The following is a 15,350-nucleotide window of genomic DNA, read 5'->3' as shown; positions in this document are numbered from 1 at the left end:
CAACCTGCATGAAGAAATATAGAAAGCTGATCCATTCATTCGCCGTATTTATCAGCACGCTTTATGTACTGATCATCGCGGGAGCTACCGGGCATCAGAACCAATTTGAAGCGATGGTGGTACGCAAAATCACCGCGCTTCTCCCGGCCAATAGCCCAATACTCGAATACGAAATCTATATCGCTATACTTCCCCTGCTACTTCTCTGGATCCTCGTATGGCGGCTGACGCATATGAGCAGGGAAGAAAAGGACATCGAATACTACAAGCGCGAAAAGGCCCTTAAAAAGCCACGGCAGTAAGGCTTTCAAATTAGCGAAAGAAATTTCAATATACCGCAATCAGGTACACCATTCGCAATCTGACGATACTGAAAACCCGCAATCACGTTACCTTCGCTAGCGCCTAGAAATTTTCCCATCCGCGCGACACGAGATCGTATCTATCTTATAGTTTCCGCTCGTTTCAACGAGGAGCATATCAATGTTCAGTCACATCATGATCGGCGCGAACGATATTCAGGAATCCAAGGCGTTTTACGATGCCGTACTGGGTGCCATGGGCCACGAGCCAGGTACGATCGATGAAAAAGGCCGCTGCTTTTACTTCACCAAAAGCGGCGTCTTCGCGATCAGCAAACCCATCGACGGCGAGCCGGCGTGTCACGGCAACGGCAGCACTATCGGCTTTGCGGCTGAGAGCCCCGAGATGGCAGACGCCTGGCACGCCGCCGGTCTCGCCAATGGCGGTACTGAATGTGAAGATCCGCCCGGCGTGCGCCAGGGCGCTATAGGCAAGCTCTACCTGGCCTACCTGCGCGATCCGTCCGGCAACAAGATCTGTGCCCTGCACCGGATCGGCTGACCGGAAACCGCCGCCGGGGTCACCAGAATACTCTATTCCCCCGGCGGTATTGGCAACGCAGCCAAGCGGCCCGGCTGGAACCGGGCTCTGTACGATCAGAGCGTCAGCAGAACTTGCTGAGACAACCGTACACCGCGAACACTCTCCCACTCTATTGCCCGCCAATTCCTTTCAGCGTTACAGTGAAGCCGAATATTTTGGCCCCTCACCACTTAAGGTAAGCCCTATGTTGAAACGAATGGCTACCGTCCTCGTTACGGGTGCGACGGTACTGGGAGGCTTGAGTGTCTGCCAGATCAGTGTGGCTGCTGCAGCCAGTGCCACACAGGAAAAAGCGGATATCGGTATCGATGTCAAGGCGATGGACAAATCGGTCAAGCCCGGCGATGACTTCTACGGTTATGCCAATGGCAACTGGATGAAGACCACCAAGATTCCCGACGACCGTTCCTCCACGGGCTCTTTCCTCGAGGCCTTCAACGCGACGGAAAAGCACAGAGCTGAACTGATCGACAAGCTGGTCAGGGAAAAGCATCCCGCCGGCTCGGACGATGCCCGCATCGCGAACTTTTACCACGCTTATATGGACACGGCCGCTATCGATGCCGCTGGCATGAAGCCGATCCAGGCCGACCTTGCCCGCTATGCCGCCATCAAAAATAAAGACCAGCTGTCTGCCGTGCTGGGTGCCAACCTGCGCGCCGACGTCGATCCCCTCAACGCCACCGATTTCTCTACCGAAAACCTGTTCGGTCTCTTCGTGACCCAGGGCCTGGCGACGCCGGGTGAGGTGCTGCCCTACATACTGCAGGGCGGCCTGGGATTGCCGGAGCGCGAGTATTACCTCTCCGACGATCCGAAGATGCAGGAACTCCGCAAAGCCTATCGCGCCTATATCGAGACGCTGCTGAAGAAGGCCGGCATCGACCACGCCGCCGAGCGCGCCGACCGTATCTTTGCCCTGGAGACCAAGATCGCCAAGGCCCATGCCAGCCGCGCCGACAGCGAGGACTTTGCCAAGTCTTCCGGTGTCTGGAACCGCAGCGACTTTGCCAAAAAGGCTCCTGGAATCGACTGGCAGGCCTTTTTCAAAGCCGCCGACCTCGGCCAGCAGCAGCGCTTTGCTGCCTACCATGCCGGCTCTATTCCCGGCCTGGCGGCCCTGGTGGCTTCCGAGCCGCTGCAGTCCTGGAAAGACTGGCTAGTATTTCACCAGATAAACAGCCACGCCGACGTGCTGCCCTCTGCCATCGATCGGGCCCATTTCGCCTTCTACGGCACCACCCTGTCCGGTACTCCCAAACAGCGCAGCCGGGACAAGCGGGCCCTGAGTGCCCTGGATGAGTATCTGGGAGATGCCGTGGGCAAGGCCTATGTAGCCGAGTACTTCCCGGCTTCCGCCAAGGCCAAGGTCCAGAACATGACCGACCAGATCATCGACGCCTTCGGTCGCCGCGTCAAAGCGCTGGACTGGATGGCCCCGTCCACCAAGAAGGAGGCCCTGGCCAAAGTGAACTCCCTGGTGGTGGGTGTCGGCTACCCCGACAAGTGGCGCGACTACAGCAGCTACAAGGTGGATGCCGACAATGCCTATGCCAATGAAGTCAACGGCGAGAAGGTGAAAACGGCCCAGCAGCTGGCCAAGATCGGCAAGCCCCAAGACAAGGGCGAATGGTGGATGAACGCGCAGATCGTCAACGCCGTCAACTTGCCGGTACAGAACGCCCTGAACTTTCCGGCAGGGATACTGCAACCGCCCTTCTTCGACCCGGCGGCCGACGACGCTTACAACTATGGTGCCATCGGTGCCGTCATCGGCCATGAGATCAGCCACAGCTTCGACAACAACGGGGCCGCTTTCGACTCCACCGGCGCCATGCGGAACTGGTGGACCAAGGCCGACTTCGCCCGTTTCGGCAAGCAGGGGGATGCCCTGGCAAAACAGTTCGACCGTTACCAGCCCTTCCCGGACCTGCACGTGAACGGCAAGCTGACCCTGGGCGAGAACATTGCCGACGTGGCCGGCCTGGCCGCTGCCTACGATGCCTACAAAGCTTCCCTGCACGGTAAACAGGCGCCCGTCATCGACGGTCTTACCGGTGATCAGCGTTTCTTTATCGCTTTTGCCCAGACCTGGGCCACCAAGATGCGCGACAAGGCACTGCGCCAGCGTATCGCTACCGACGGCCATGCCCCGGGCATGTATCGCGCTCTGACCGTGCGCAATCTGGACCCCTGGTACAAGGCATTCAACATCAACCCCGGCGACACCCTGTACCTGCCCCCAGAGCAGCGGGTCAAAGTCTGGTAACAGGTCGCGATGATCGAAAAGGCAGCCCTTTGGCTGCCTTTTTTGTGCCCGTATCGATTAACGCATCCCGGCCGTTTGCATTGCGCCCATATGACTAGCCCCCCAAAATCACAACCGGGTGGTAGTATTGTTCCCACTCATCGGGCCGGCCGGATCCGGGGTGGCCAAAAGTAACTGAATGCCACAAAACCCAATTGCACCAAGGAGAATTGCTGATATGAAACTGTTCTGGACCCTGCTAGCGATTTTGCCGCTCACCGCCTGCGGCACTGTGACTACCCTGTCCCACTCGGATCGCGAAATTGCCGACAACCTGAAAAAGGACAAGACCAACTGCCAGGTCATGCCGAGGATTTACAGCGGAGTCTCCTACAACGTGTGCAAACTGAATTCCAACAGCGATTCCATCAACTTCGACTGGCTGCTTGGCTATTACGTGTTCGACGGTGTTGCATCGGCAATAACCGATACCGTCGCACTGCCGGTCACCGTTTACAGCCAAAATAAAAACGGCAACCTGGAAATTAATTAAATCGAAACTCCAGCGGTGATTATGTCGCCACTGGAGCGTTGACTCGAAGCCAGTATCCGCCATTCGTTCACTGCACTGCCTCTGCATTAACCAACTTCCGGATCTGCCCTGCGGACTGCTTATCCCACTGCGAGTTTTCGCCAACCGCGGAATAGCGATGACATAAACCACACCACTGCCAGCCGGCCCCAAACGCGGAAGCTTACAATGACTCCAGGAATCAATGCGGCCAGGCAAGCCAAAATTGCGCACAAGGTCCACGAATACGCCCATGACCCGGCGAGTGATTCGTTCGGTCTGGAAGCCGCGGAAAAACTGGGCATTGCGGAGTCACGGGTTTTTAAGACGCTGGTGGTGCGCCTCGATAGCGGCAACCTCGTCGTTGCTGTAGTCCCGGTTTCATCCATGTTGAGCATGAAACAGGTGGCCAAGGCGGCCGGCGCAAAGAAAGCCACTATGGCTGAACGGGCAGATGTCGAGCGTTCCACCGGCTATGTACTGGGCGGAGTCAGCCCACTCGGGCAGAAAAAACGCCTGAATACCTTTATCGACAGTTCGGCTATAGAGTATGCGACCATATTTGTCAGCGCGGGCCGCCGCGGACTGGAAATTGAACTCGCGCCGGCTGACCTGAAAGCACTGACCAATGGCGCTTATTTTGATTTGAAGCAGGGTCGTTAGGTCCAGGAACCTTCCACCGAAACCACGTCACTGAAATCCCGCAACTGGACTCCGGGTTGTGGTGCCCGTCGATCGGTCAGTAATAAAGCTTGGTGTCCGCCATTATCCTGGACGGCTTCCTTTCGGATCAGGTCCGTACTTGTTCGGGCCTTTATTACCCGGCATGGATATAAAAATCAGCAAAAAAAGAACACCCACATACGGGAAGATACTCAAAAGACAATACCAGCCGCTCTTGCCGAAATCGTGAATACGCTTGATCAGCGTTACGACCGAAATCCAGCCCGCCACTACGGTAAAGACCAAATATAAAATCACCATCTGATCCAGCCTTTCCGGGAAAAACCCTAAAAAGATACCCATCAGAAAATACACTGAAAGCAGCGGCAAAATGATAAACAGAAGATAGACTTTTCTCGACATGCGTCCTCTGGTCGAAAAAAAGATCTGGAACACTGAGCCTCCAGCCTTATTACCCGTGGCGGACTCCGGCGTATCGCCATGCAAGCTAGATTGAGGTGGAGTGTAAGGATTGCCTTCCATAGAAACCCATCATTGTTGTTAGAGTAATGTATTCATTGAATCGTTAAAGCCGCCCAGCCGCGCCCAGGTGGCGCGATATCCTACCAGCAGGATGCAGCGCAACTTACTCTACATTAGTAGAAATTATTCGATCTGCAATTTCGGATTTTTGCACCCAGATTCCAATACCGTTCTCCGGCTATCATCTCCACAAAAAAGGGTGGCCCTGGGGCCGCCCTTCGTATTTTGACAGTGTTACCTGACGAAGTCTCAGCTATGTGCGGAGGCCTTCTCCTTGGTTGCGGTCTCGACTTTCTTGCCAGCAGTCTGTTCCGCATTATCCACGACCTTTCGCACCAGCTGCTGGTTGCGAATAGCGGCAATTCGATCGTACTCCTGCCGCGACACCTCAAACGTCTGCGGCTGGTCGGCACGGCTTACGTAGAAGTGATCCTTGTCCTTGCTGAAAAGGTAGTTTAGATCGCCCTTGTCGCTAGTCACCGCCAGCTTGATGCCCTCGCCTTCCGGCAGTTTATCCGCAGGCTTGATTACCTTCAGGTTGGCCAGCGCACCGGCCAGGTCTGCGGCCTTGGCGCTATCGACACTGGTATCGCCGGAGCCAAATTGCCACTTGCCACCCGCCTTGGACAGCTGGTAGTCCGGCCCTTTGATCGCCTTCACCGGCCCCGCCGCCAGTAGCTGCTTGTCCATCCAGCTATCGGCACCGTCAGGGATCTCAAAACTACTCAAAGTGACGGCATAGATGGCATCCTCGCCGGCACGGCGCAAGTGCACTTTGCGGAAACCCGGTGAGGTACCGATATAGAGTTCCTGCAATGGCTTGCTGTCCTTGCCGGCACCATAGAGCCGCACGCGTTTCTGAAACTTTTCCTCTGCCACGGCAAAGCGCTCCTGCGCCGAACTGGTGGTTGCCACCGGCCAGTTGGCTTTCAAATTTTCTAGCCTGTCGAGCAGGACGTTCAGCTTGGTGACGTCAACCGGCAAGCTGTTCAGGTCTGGCAACAGCCATTTCCCATCACGCTTGACCAAGGTAACGGCTTTATCGCCGCTACTGATTTCCAGCCGCTGCACCTTGTCCGGCGCAACGGTCAGTAGTATCTCACTTTTTTGCTGCGCGGCCCGCTGGTGCAGCTGGCTCCAGAACAGCCCCATAGCCAGCAGTACCTGCAGGGCGAGAAATCCGCTGAGGTATGTTTGCAGTTTCTTCATCAGTCGATTCCTCCCTCAATTGGCCAGCAGCTGCTGGTAGCGACGCTGGCGCGCACGTTTGCGCATTATCTGAACCAGGGCCACCAGACCGAGAGCCAGCAGCGCGCAGATATAGTTCATGTACTCCCAGAACAATTGTGCGCTGTGCTTCATGGCCGGCAGGGTGCGATTGAAGTGGCTGCGTGAGCGGATCGACATCAACCCGGAATCCTCCAGTGCCCAATCCACGCTGTTGGCCGCCAGCTGCAGCGTGTTCAGGTAGTCGCTGCCGGCGGCGGAGCCGCTCATGCGCAGAACCTGGTCATTCAGGAAATCATTGGAGGAGAACAGGATGATCCGCGCCGACTCCGGCGAACGGGTGATTTCCGTGGACAGGGCATCGAGTTTATCCGGGCCCTTATCACCTGACTCGCCACTGCCATCCGCGCCTTTGTTGCCGCCGCTCTTGCCGGCATCGGCGGCCGCGAGCGGTGACGGCTTGCCGGCAAAGTAGGAGTCAAAGCGTCCGGCACTGATCACTCCAAGCAACTGCCTGCCGGTTTGACCTTCCGGCTGGAATGCGCTGACAGATCCATTCTGCATTCGCGGCATCACATCAGTGCTGCTTGACAGCCAGGCGCCCGGCGAACTCTGCAGCAGTGGGGTTAACTTGTGTCCCGAAGACTTTTCTTTGTCGACGACAATAGGCGAAGCCCAGCTCATGGTCGCCTGTGGCAGGTCCGCAGTAATGGGATTGCTCTCATTCAGGCCCTCCCCACGCACATCGACAAAATACGGGTAGTCGAGCATGCGCAGTTCCTGCATCTGGAATCCGCCAATATTGCGGGTCACCGGTACCGGGAAAGCGCTGTTCTGCGGATCGAGTACCAGGCTACCCCCAATCTTCAGGCCCATATGTGCAAGCCACTGGTCGATGCCACTGTGGACCGGCTCGACCGCCAGGTTGCGGTTTTTGACGGAGGCACTGTAAGGGGACGTCGCGATCATCACGGTGCCGCCCTTCATCAGGAACTGGTCAACGGCAAACAGCTGCTTCTGGTCGAGATTGCGCGGCGATGTCAGCACCAGGATATCCGCTTCGCCGGACACGCGCCCATCGCTGAGGTCCTCGTGCTCCACATTCAACTCACCACCCAGCAGCTTTTCCAGCTCGGAAAAGCGCGGGCCGTTGGCGTAGCCCTGGCTGTAATCCATCGGCGGTGTCACCAGGGCAACGGTCTTGGTGAAGCCGCTGGCAAAGCGCTTGATACCGGCCTCGAAATTCCGTTTCAGAGTCGCCTTCTGCAGATCATCCATCGGGATCTGTACTATCTGGTCGCCACTGGAAAGAGTCAGATAAAAATAGAAAGGTCGTCCGACCAGCCCGACCGCCATCGGCTCCAGACCGTAATCTGCGGCAATCTGCTTGGCGACCTTGCCTCCGTTTGCGTCGGGATCGACGAATTCCACCGCGAGGCGGCCGTCGGCGTCTTTCTGCAGATCAGCGGCCACCTGGTGCACAGTCTGTTTGAAGTCCACCAGCTGTTGCGGCAAACGGTTGTCGGCGGATACATAGGCCGTCAGTTTCAGCTTACCTTTCACCGTATCGAAGAGGTTGCCGCCGGCCTGGTAGCTCTGCATCACTTTCTTGATGGCCCGGGTCACGTCGTGCTCGGGGTTGCGCAACTGCACATCCACATCGGTTTCCGTATTGGCCTTCATTTCGATCAGGTCGCGAAACGACAGCACCTTGTATTCATCGCCATATTTCACCAGTACATCAAAATAGGAACTGACGATCGAAGACTGGTAGCGATCTGCCACCTGGAAGGGCACCGGCTCAATGCCATACTTCTTGTTGGCCTCCTCTTCCAGTTTTGGCGCTTTTTCAGGGTCGACAAACTCGACCCGCACATTGCCCTTGCCAGCCACCTGGTATTCCCGCAGCAGGTCACGCATCTGGGGGACCAGCGGCGCCAGCAGCGGGTGCGTCTTGCTGCTGAAATAACCCCGGATCAACAGTGGCTCGCGCAACTGCCCGAGAACATGTTTCGTCGCCGGCGAAATGGAGTAAATGCGCCCTTCCGTCATATCCGCGCGCAGGCTGTGGATCTGGCCGAGCCAAAGGTTAGCCCCGAGTGCATTGAGGACCAGCAGTGCGGTCACGACGCGCCAGCGCTGGCGATTGGTGCCGTCGCCGCCGCTGGCCCAGCGCTCGCGCTCGAGCACCAGCGTGTTCAGGGCGAGGAAAACGGCCACCAGGCTCAGGTAGTAATAGAGGTCACGCAGATCGATCACCCCCCGGGTAATGGCGTCAAAGCGCGAGCCAGTGCCCAGGTCCCGCAGGATATCGGCGACGCTATTACTGAACAGGTCAGTGAGTATCGGCGCACCGAGCAGGTAGAAGAAACCACACAGCGCACAGGAGACTATCAGGCTGACAATCTGGTTGCTGGCACGCGCAGAGACAAACAGGCCAATACTCAGGTAGGCCGCGCCCAGCAGGAATGTCGCCACATAGCCGGCCACGACCGGCCCCCAGTCCAGGTCGCCGATCATTGACACGGTAATGGGCAACGGCAGGGTAATCGCCAGTGCGATTCCCAACAGTGCCAGGCAAGCCGCGAACTTACCGAGGACAAACTGCCACAGGGGCGCGGGCTGGGTGAGTACATGCTCCAGTGTGCCGTTGCGGCGCTCTTCACTCCACAGGCGCATGGTCAGCGCGCTGCACAGGAAGATCAGCAATAGCGGCATCCATTCAAACAGCGGCCGCACATCGGCGATATTGCGGGCAAAAAAAGCCTCGCCCCAGAAGAATACAAACAAGCTCACCGCCGCGAAGCTGGCGAGGAACAGATAGGCTACCGGCGATGCAAAGAACAGGCTGGTCTCCTTGGCCGCGACACGCCCGATCAGGCTTCTACCGCTGGCATTGTTGAAGGCTTCAGGCTGCATCAGTGATCTCCTCCCCCGCGGTCATGCTGCGTTCGTTTACCTGGCGGAACAGGCTTTCCAGGTCGCGCTGCTCCGGCTGCAAGCGGTAGAGCTGGTCACCGCTCTCCACTATCGACTGTGCTGCCGCCGCAGCGAGAATGCGCAGGTCTGCGCCCTCTTTGACGATCAGGCGATACTGGCCAGACTGTGGCAATACCTCCACGTTGATGACACCGATCAGGGCTTTGAGCCGCGAGGCGGCGCCGGTCGCTGACGTATCCAGTAGCAGGCTGTTGGCGCTGCGCAAGCGGTCGAGCCGCTCATCCACGGCCATCCGGCCGGCATTGATGATCAGCACGCGGTTACACTGCGCATCCACCTCCTGCAGGATGTGGGTGGAAAGAATCACCGTCGCTTCGCGAGCGATCTCGCGGATCAGCCCGCGCATCTGTTGCGTCTGGGTGGGATCCAGCCCGTTGGTGGGTTCATCGAGAATCAGTAGCCGTGGCCGGCCGAGAATCGCCTGGGCAACTCCCACGCGCTGTTTGAATCCGCGGGACAGGGTGTTGATCGGTGAACCGATCTTGTCCGCCAGTTCTGTCGCACCGATCGCGCGGCGGATCTCCGCCGTTTTTTCGTCGCCGTCCAGGCCCTTCAGTTCGGCGGCGTAATCGAGGTAGTCCGCCACCGTCATCTCACCGTATAGCGGGAGGTTTTCCGGCAGGTAACCCAGATGCCGCTGCAGCCGCTTGGTGTGCTCAGCCATATCGACACCGTCGATACGCACACAACCGGCATCCGGTTCCAGATAACCGGATAGCATTTTCATGATGGTGGTTTTACCGGCGCCATTGTGTCCCAACAGCCCGACGATTTCGCCTTTGTCGATGGCAAAGCTGACGTTGTCCACGGCCTTGAAACTGCCATAGCAACGGCTCAGGTGACTGACTTCCAGCACCTTGTCCTCCTTATGTTCACAGAGTTTTGTGTTTGTTTTGGAACAGTAAGGATTAGCGGGGCGGCGGACGCGCGGCCAGACGGCGTTTACAGCGGTGGGGATAAAGTGTGGGCGCAAACAGCACGCCGCCGAGCCGCGGCCGACGAAGCGCAATCCGGGCGATACGGTAGCAGCGAAAAATTTCCGCAGCACCGACATAGAGCCCGTAGAAGGGAAAAAGCCTTGTTCGCGCAGCAGACATAATTGGCGCCCGTCAAGACAAACTGATCGTTAATAGATGGCCGGTTAGATAAATGGGTTTTGTAAAAGTTCACGAACGCGGGAAAAAATTCCCAACGGGAACTGCACTTTCACTGCAGAAAATAAGGGATTTCCGTCGATGCGAAGGTTAAGAATGGTAAAGAGTGTCAGCGGGCCGAAAAGCCCGCCACGAAATTTAACCGACGATCAGGGAATACGGAAGTCGAAAAATAATTAAGGCTGATGCGCCGCCGGAAGAATCATTACACCGACGCGGCCATTGGCGCCAGCACCGAGAATCCGGTCTTTTCCAGCCGCCAGTGTGTAGAACCCCTCCCCCGGCAGTGGCTGCCAGCTGTGCCCGTCATTAAAGGAAATATCGCTGGCGGTTTTGCCGCTGGCGACGCAGACGCGCTCCACACAGGCCATGGCGGTACGCAATCCCCGCTGGCCGTTATCCGCCGCTCTCCAGCGGTCGCCCTGCAGCATGGACAGGTTGTTGTAGCGGCTCGGCCGGTCCTGGAAATCGCCACCCATGACAAAGATCTCTCCACCGCGATTCAGTGCCAGCGCATAGCCACCGGAGGTCTGCGTATCGCGGTGCAGTGGCACTGCGCTGCGCTGCCACGTCCGGCCATAGTCGTCGCTGCTGTAAACCGAGGCGGCAAAGCCACCGGTGGTAAACCAGGCGCGACCCTCCGCACCGGTGATCAGGGTATTGCCACTGGCAGCAAACGCCGCCTCCTTGGGCAGAACGGCCGGCAGTTTGTCCTTACCAATGCGCGACCAGCTGCGGCCGCCGTCCTCAGTCATCATGACCACGTAATAACCATCCACCGGATCGCCCAGCATCAGACCGTGATTCCGGTCCCAGAAAGCGATCGAGTCAAAAAAGCCGGCCGCATCCGGATTTTCATACAGCAACTCCCAGTTGCTGCCGCCATCCTCGGTGAGATACAGGCGAGACTGGGTACCGGTTCCGACGCCCATCACGATGGCTGTTTTATCGTCAAACAGGGCAATGTCGCGAAAGTCGGTAACCGGCTGCTGGTGTACCGAAACATCCTCCCAGCTTTTCCCTCCGTCGGTGCTCTTGAAAACGGTATTGTCTGTGCCGCTCACCCACAGGCTCTTCGGGCCGACGGCGCTGCCGCGGAGGGAAGCCGGCTTGGCTAGCTGCGCAGCTTGCCAGTTCGGCAATTCCGCAGCATGTGCCGTGAAAGCCACGAAGAAAAGACAGTAGAAAAAACGGATCATGGGTAGGCACTCCCGTGCTGCTATTTTTTATATTTTCATCGGCTGGCGGAATTATTTTGGATTAAATCCAGAAAGGAGTTCGTCCGCTAACGGCCCTAACAATTTAGTCATCATAAATTCACCTGAGTGTCAGGAACAAGTCATCACTTACGGTCACTGTACCCGCGCGAAAAGCGAATACGCGCCGCACCTATAAAGGGATCACCCAATTCATCGCAGCGGCGCAGCATAAACATATGACTATCCTATAGGGGACAATGGAGTGAACACACTCAGAAAACCATTGGTTTCGGCCATCTCTCTGACCACAGCAATGATGGCCAGCGGTGTTTCCGCTCAGGAACAGCGCGCAACAGATATTGAAGAAGTCGTCGTCGTGGGATCCGGCGAGACCTATAACAGCAGCGCCGTCACCGACGCCATGCGCAAGCAACAGTCCAGTATCACCAGCGTCAACGCATTGATCGACAACCTCCCCGGTGTGTCCGTTAATGAAGGGGATACCTACGGATTCGATGACTGGTCCACCAACATTACCGTGCGCGGTTTCACCACCAGCCTGGACCAGCAGCAGATCGGTACCACCATCGACGGCATTCCCAACGGGGGCTCCAACTACGGTGGTGGCTCCAAGGCCAACCGTTTTGTCGATCCCGACAATATCGCCGGCGTCGAGGTATCTCAGGGCACGGCGGATATCGCCTCGCGCTCCCACGAGGCCCTCGGCGGCACCATTGACTACCGCACCGACGACCCCACGGATAGTCGCCGCATGCGCGCCTCCCTCGCAGCGGGTGACTTTGATGCACAGCGTGTTTTCCTGCGTTACGACACCGGCACCTTTGCCGGCAACAGCCGGGCCTGGCTGTCCTACTCCAATCAGGAAGCCACGGACTGGATTACCGAAACCGCCCAGAATGAGCGCGAACACTTTGCCGCTAAGCTGGTGACCTCGCTGGAAAATGGTTCGATTAAGGCATATCTTTCCAGTGACGACGTACAGGAAGACAACTACCAGCGCACCTATTCGCAGGCTCAATACGAGCAGTATCCGAACACGGACTTCCTGACCGGTGACTGGACGGGTATTCCCTATATCGACCAGCTCTACCGCCGCAGCTGGTCCACCCTACGCGAAAACCAGCTGGCCTACGCCCAGTTTGATTTTGACCTGACTGAAAGCTTCAACCTCAAAGGCGGTGCCTACTATCACCACAATGAGGGGCGTGGAGACTGGGTTCCTCCCTACCTGGTGGACATCACGCCCGACGGCGACTCGGGTCAGTCGGAATATCTCGGCGGCACTACCGCGGAAGCTGGCGACAGCCTGGGGCTCATTTACTATGTCGATGCCGACGGCACCGCGCTGTCACCCGCTGACGGCTGTGTTTCCGAAATCGTCACCGTTTATGGACAGGCTGCTCCGGCATACGACCCGAGCTGTTACCCGGCCGGCGCCATTCCGGTGATGTCCTACCGCCACACCCACTACGAAAAGGATCGCGCAGGCCTGACTCTGGACTTCACGCTGGAAAACAGCATCGCCGGCCAACAAAACCAGCTGCGCGGCGGCCTCTGGTACGAGGACGGCACACGCGACGAATACCGGGACTGGCATAAGATCAACGACGCCAGTCGCGGACCGGGTTTTGCTTCCACCCCCTACTGGGTGCAGTACAGCCGCAGCTACCCACAGGAGTCCACCAAGTGGTACCTGCAGGACGCGCTCACTATCGACACCCTGACCTTGACTCTGGGAGCGAAACAGTTCCTGGTGGACGTGGAGCGGGAAGACCTGTTCAACGCATCGCCGGATGCCGCCATCAATTCCGACTCCGACATACTGCTGTCGGCCGGACTGGCGTGGCAAACCGGTATCGAAGGTACCGAACTCTTTGCCGGCTACGCGGAGAATTTCAAGGCTATCGGTGACAGTGTCCTGGAGCGACCGGAGTCCGACCTGGACAATCTCGAACCGGAAACTTCCGAATCGACCGAGTTGGGCCTGCGTTACTCTGGCGATACGCTGGCCGCCACCGCTACCTATTTCCGCAATACCTTCGACAACCGCATTATCTTCCTCGACAACAATACCGAGACCGGCCCCTCCTACCTGATCGGCACCAACGGCTCCTACTTCAATGCCGGCGGCATCGATTCAGATGGCCTGGAGCTGCTGTTGAACATTGATCTCAATGACAATTTCGATCTGTACGCATCCTACACATTGATCGACGCCACCTATATCGGCACGGGTGATGCCGCCGTGGATGCCGAACAGGGCCTGGTAGCCGGCAACGATGTAGTCGGCATCGCGGACCAGATGCTAGCGCTGGGTCTGGACTGGCATTCCGGCCCTGTCTATGGCGGCCTTTCCACCAAGTACACCGGAGACCGCCCGGTGGATCCCGCCAACACCTGGACCGCCGATGCCTATCTGGTGACCGATGCCTATCTGGGACTCACGCTGGGTAATACTGGCAACGCCCTGAGCGGAATCGACCTGAAGCTGGTGGTCAACAACCTCTTCGATGAGCAATACCTCGGCACCGTCGTTGCCGGTGGCGCCTGGATCGGTGCCCCGCGCACAGCGTCGCTCGCGGCTACAATGGACTTCTAGGACACGACATAACACTGCGGGTGGGCGGATTCGTTCCGCCCACTGTGCTTTGGGGACCACACAATGCAAAAACTCCTTTCCGGCCTGGCAATGGTGCTGCTGCTCTGCACCAGCTGCCACGCCGCCGACAACCTTGTCCTGATCACGATCGATGGCCTGCGCTGGCAAGATGTCTTCGAGGGCTACGACCAGTCGATCGTGCAGGAAAAGTCACTGACCAGACATCCCGAGAATATTGAAAAAAAATACGGTGGGGACAACGCGACCGACAGGCGCGGTAAACTGATGCCGTTCCTGTGGCAGACCATTGCCAAACAGGGCGCGCTGCTCGGAAATCGCGACAAGGGATCCAGAATGGAAGTCACCAACCCCTGGTGGTTCTCCTACCCCGGTTACAACGAAATTCTCACCGGAAAAGCGGACCCGGCGATCGACTCCAATGACTCCGTGCCCAACCGCAATACCACATTTCTGGAATGGCTGAATGGCAAGGCGGCCTACCGCGGCAAAGTCGCGTCCTTCGGCAGCTGGGACGCTTTCCCGGCCATCATCAACCGGGGCCGCAGCGGTGTCTATGTCAACGCCGGCTTCGAACCCGCAAACTGGCCAGGGCTTTCCGGGCGCGCGCAGCTACTCAACGAACTACTGGGGGAGACACCGACGCCCTGGGACAACGTGCGCTTCGATGCCTATACCTATGATCTCGCCAGGGATTATCTGCAGCAGAACAAGCCCCGGGTGCTCTATATTGCCCTCGGCGAGACCGACGATTTCGCCCACGACAAGAAGTACGGCCAGTATCTGGATGCCGCGCACCGGGCCGACCGGTTTATCGGCAACCTGTGGCGCACGCTGCAGTCCATGGATGGCTACCGGAACAACACCAACCTGATCATCACTGTCGATCATGGCCGCGGCCGCGACGCTGCCACCTGGCCACATCACGCGAGTCCGAAGGCGATCCAGAAAAATCGCCCCGATCAGAAACAGCTGCTGGAAACCGGTATTCCGGGTTCCAACGAAATCTGGCTGGCCGCCCTCGGACCCGACATCAAAGCGCGCGGTGAGTATTCCGGCGGCGACACCGTCTATCAGAACCAGGTCGCGGCAACGGCACTGCTTCTACTCAATGAACAGCCGGGGAATTACGCAGCGGATATCGGCAGCCCACTACGAGTCCTGTTGAAGTAAACCTGCTGAAATTTTCCCGATCATGAAA

Annotated in this window: 12 protein-coding genes; 7 read left to right on the top strand and 5 right to left on the bottom strand. The window is 57.8% G+C overall.

Annotated features, from left to right (window positions below):
- The 5 genes from IG168_RS12110 to ybaK form a co-directional block, all read left to right on the top strand.
- Window positions 1-302, top strand: a 302-nt coding sequence (locus IG168_RS12110) for a hypothetical protein (protein ID WP_193164664.1), incomplete at its 5' end; no start/stop codon positions are given.
- Between the two features lie 181 nt (window positions 303-483).
- Complete coding sequence (locus tag IG168_RS12105) at window positions 484-864, top strand: VOC family protein (RefSeq protein WP_193164663.1); 381 nt, start codon at window positions 484-486, stop codon at window positions 862-864.
- 226 nt (window positions 865-1,090) lie between these two features.
- Window positions 1,091-3,175 carry a M13 family metallopeptidase gene (locus IG168_RS12100; protein ID WP_226876918.1) on the top strand — a complete coding sequence of 695 codons (2,085 nt, stop codon included), beginning with the start codon at window positions 1,091-1,093 and terminating at the stop codon, window positions 3,173-3,175.
- Window positions 3,176-3,392: 217 nt separating this feature from the next.
- On the top strand, window positions 3,393-3,707 hold the full coding sequence (locus IG168_RS12095; protein ID WP_193164662.1) for a YceK/YidQ family lipoprotein: 315 nt from the start codon (window positions 3,393-3,395) through the stop codon (window positions 3,705-3,707).
- Between the two features lie 207 nt (window positions 3,708-3,914).
- Entirely contained in the window at window positions 3,915-4,388 is a 474-nt protein-coding gene (gene ybaK / locus IG168_RS12090) for a Cys-tRNA(Pro) deacylase (protein ID WP_193164661.1), read from the top strand.
- Window positions 4,389-4,490: 102 nt separating this feature from the next.
- Here ybaK and IG168_RS12085 read toward each other — a convergent pair whose 3' ends face one another.
- The 5 genes from IG168_RS12085 to IG168_RS12065 form a co-directional block, all read right to left on the bottom strand.
- Window positions 4,491-4,931, bottom strand: coding sequence for a DUF805 domain-containing protein (locus tag IG168_RS12085; RefSeq protein ID WP_193164660.1), 441 nt, complete (start codon window positions 4,929-4,931; stop codon window positions 4,491-4,493).
- Window positions 4,932-5,180: 249 nt separating this feature from the next.
- Complete coding sequence (locus IG168_RS12080; protein ID WP_193164659.1) at window positions 5,181-6,140, bottom strand: DUF4340 domain-containing protein; 960 nt, start codon at window positions 6,138-6,140, stop codon at window positions 5,181-5,183.
- A 15-nt stretch (window positions 6,141-6,155) separates the two neighbouring features.
- Complete coding sequence (locus IG168_RS12075) at window positions 6,156-9,077, bottom strand: Gldg family protein (RefSeq protein ID WP_193164658.1); 2,922 nt, start codon at window positions 9,075-9,077, stop codon at window positions 6,156-6,158.
- Window positions 9,067-10,014, bottom strand: a complete 948-nt coding sequence (locus tag IG168_RS12070) for an ABC transporter ATP-binding protein (RefSeq protein ID WP_193164657.1) — start codon at window positions 10,012-10,014, stop codon at window positions 9,067-9,069. The genes IG168_RS12075 and IG168_RS12070 overlap by 11 nt, the downstream gene beginning before the upstream one ends.
- A 474-nt stretch (window positions 10,015-10,488) precedes the next feature.
- Window positions 10,489-11,511 (bottom strand): WD40/YVTN/BNR-like repeat-containing protein, encoded by a 1,023-nt coding sequence (locus IG168_RS12065; protein WP_193164656.1) that lies wholly within the window; start codon window positions 11,509-11,511, stop codon window positions 10,489-10,491.
- 262 nt (window positions 11,512-11,773) lie between these two features.
- Between IG168_RS12065 and IG168_RS12060 the strand changes: the two genes are divergently transcribed.
- Window positions 11,774-14,131 carry a TonB-dependent receptor domain-containing protein gene (locus IG168_RS12060; RefSeq protein WP_319024700.1) on the top strand — a complete coding sequence of 786 codons (2,358 nt, stop codon included), beginning with the start codon at window positions 11,774-11,776 and terminating at the stop codon, window positions 14,129-14,131.
- Between the two features lie 63 nt (window positions 14,132-14,194).
- Window positions 14,195-15,322, top strand: a complete 1,128-nt coding sequence (locus IG168_RS12055) for an alkaline phosphatase family protein (protein WP_193164655.1) — start codon at window positions 14,195-14,197, stop codon at window positions 15,320-15,322.
- The last annotated feature ends 28 nt before the right edge of the window (window positions 15,323-15,350 follow it).

Origin of the sequence: Microbulbifer hainanensis (genome assembly GCF_014904735.1) — a bacterium.
GTDB lineage: Bacteria > Pseudomonadota > Gammaproteobacteria > Pseudomonadales > Cellvibrionaceae > Microbulbifer > Microbulbifer hainanensis.
This window is presented reverse-complemented; position numbering and strand designations above follow the sequence as displayed.

Bases quoted from the DNA above. Each gene is read 5' to 3' on its own strand.
- IG168_RS12075 (WP_193164658.1), bottom strand. From the start codon at position 9,077: ATGCAGCCTGAAGCCTTCAACAATGCCAGCGGTAGAAGCCTGATCGGG.
- IG168_RS12100 (WP_226876918.1), top strand. From the start codon at position 1,091: ATGTTGAAACGAATGGCTACCGTCCTCGTTACGGGTGCGACGGTACTG.
- IG168_RS12065 (WP_193164656.1), bottom strand. From the start codon at position 11,511: ATGATCCGTTTTTTCTACTGTCTTTTCTTCGTGGCTTTCACGGCACAT.
- IG168_RS12105 (WP_193164663.1), top strand. From the start codon at position 484: ATGTTCAGTCACATCATGATCGGCGCGAACGATATTCAGGAATCCAAG.
- IG168_RS12095 (WP_193164662.1), top strand. From the start codon at position 3,393: ATGAAACTGTTCTGGACCCTGCTAGCGATTTTGCCGCTCACCGCCTGC.
- IG168_RS12055 (WP_193164655.1), top strand. From the start codon at position 14,195: ATGCAAAAACTCCTTTCCGGCCTGGCAATGGTGCTGCTGCTCTGCACC.
- IG168_RS12085 (WP_193164660.1), bottom strand. From the start codon at position 4,931: ATGGAAGGCAATCCTTACACTCCACCTCAATCTAGCTTGCATGGCGAT.
- IG168_RS12080 (WP_193164659.1), bottom strand. From the start codon at position 6,140: ATGAAGAAACTGCAAACATACCTCAGCGGATTTCTCGCCCTGCAGGTA.
- ybaK (WP_193164661.1), top strand. From the start codon at position 3,915: ATGACTCCAGGAATCAATGCGGCCAGGCAAGCCAAAATTGCGCACAAG.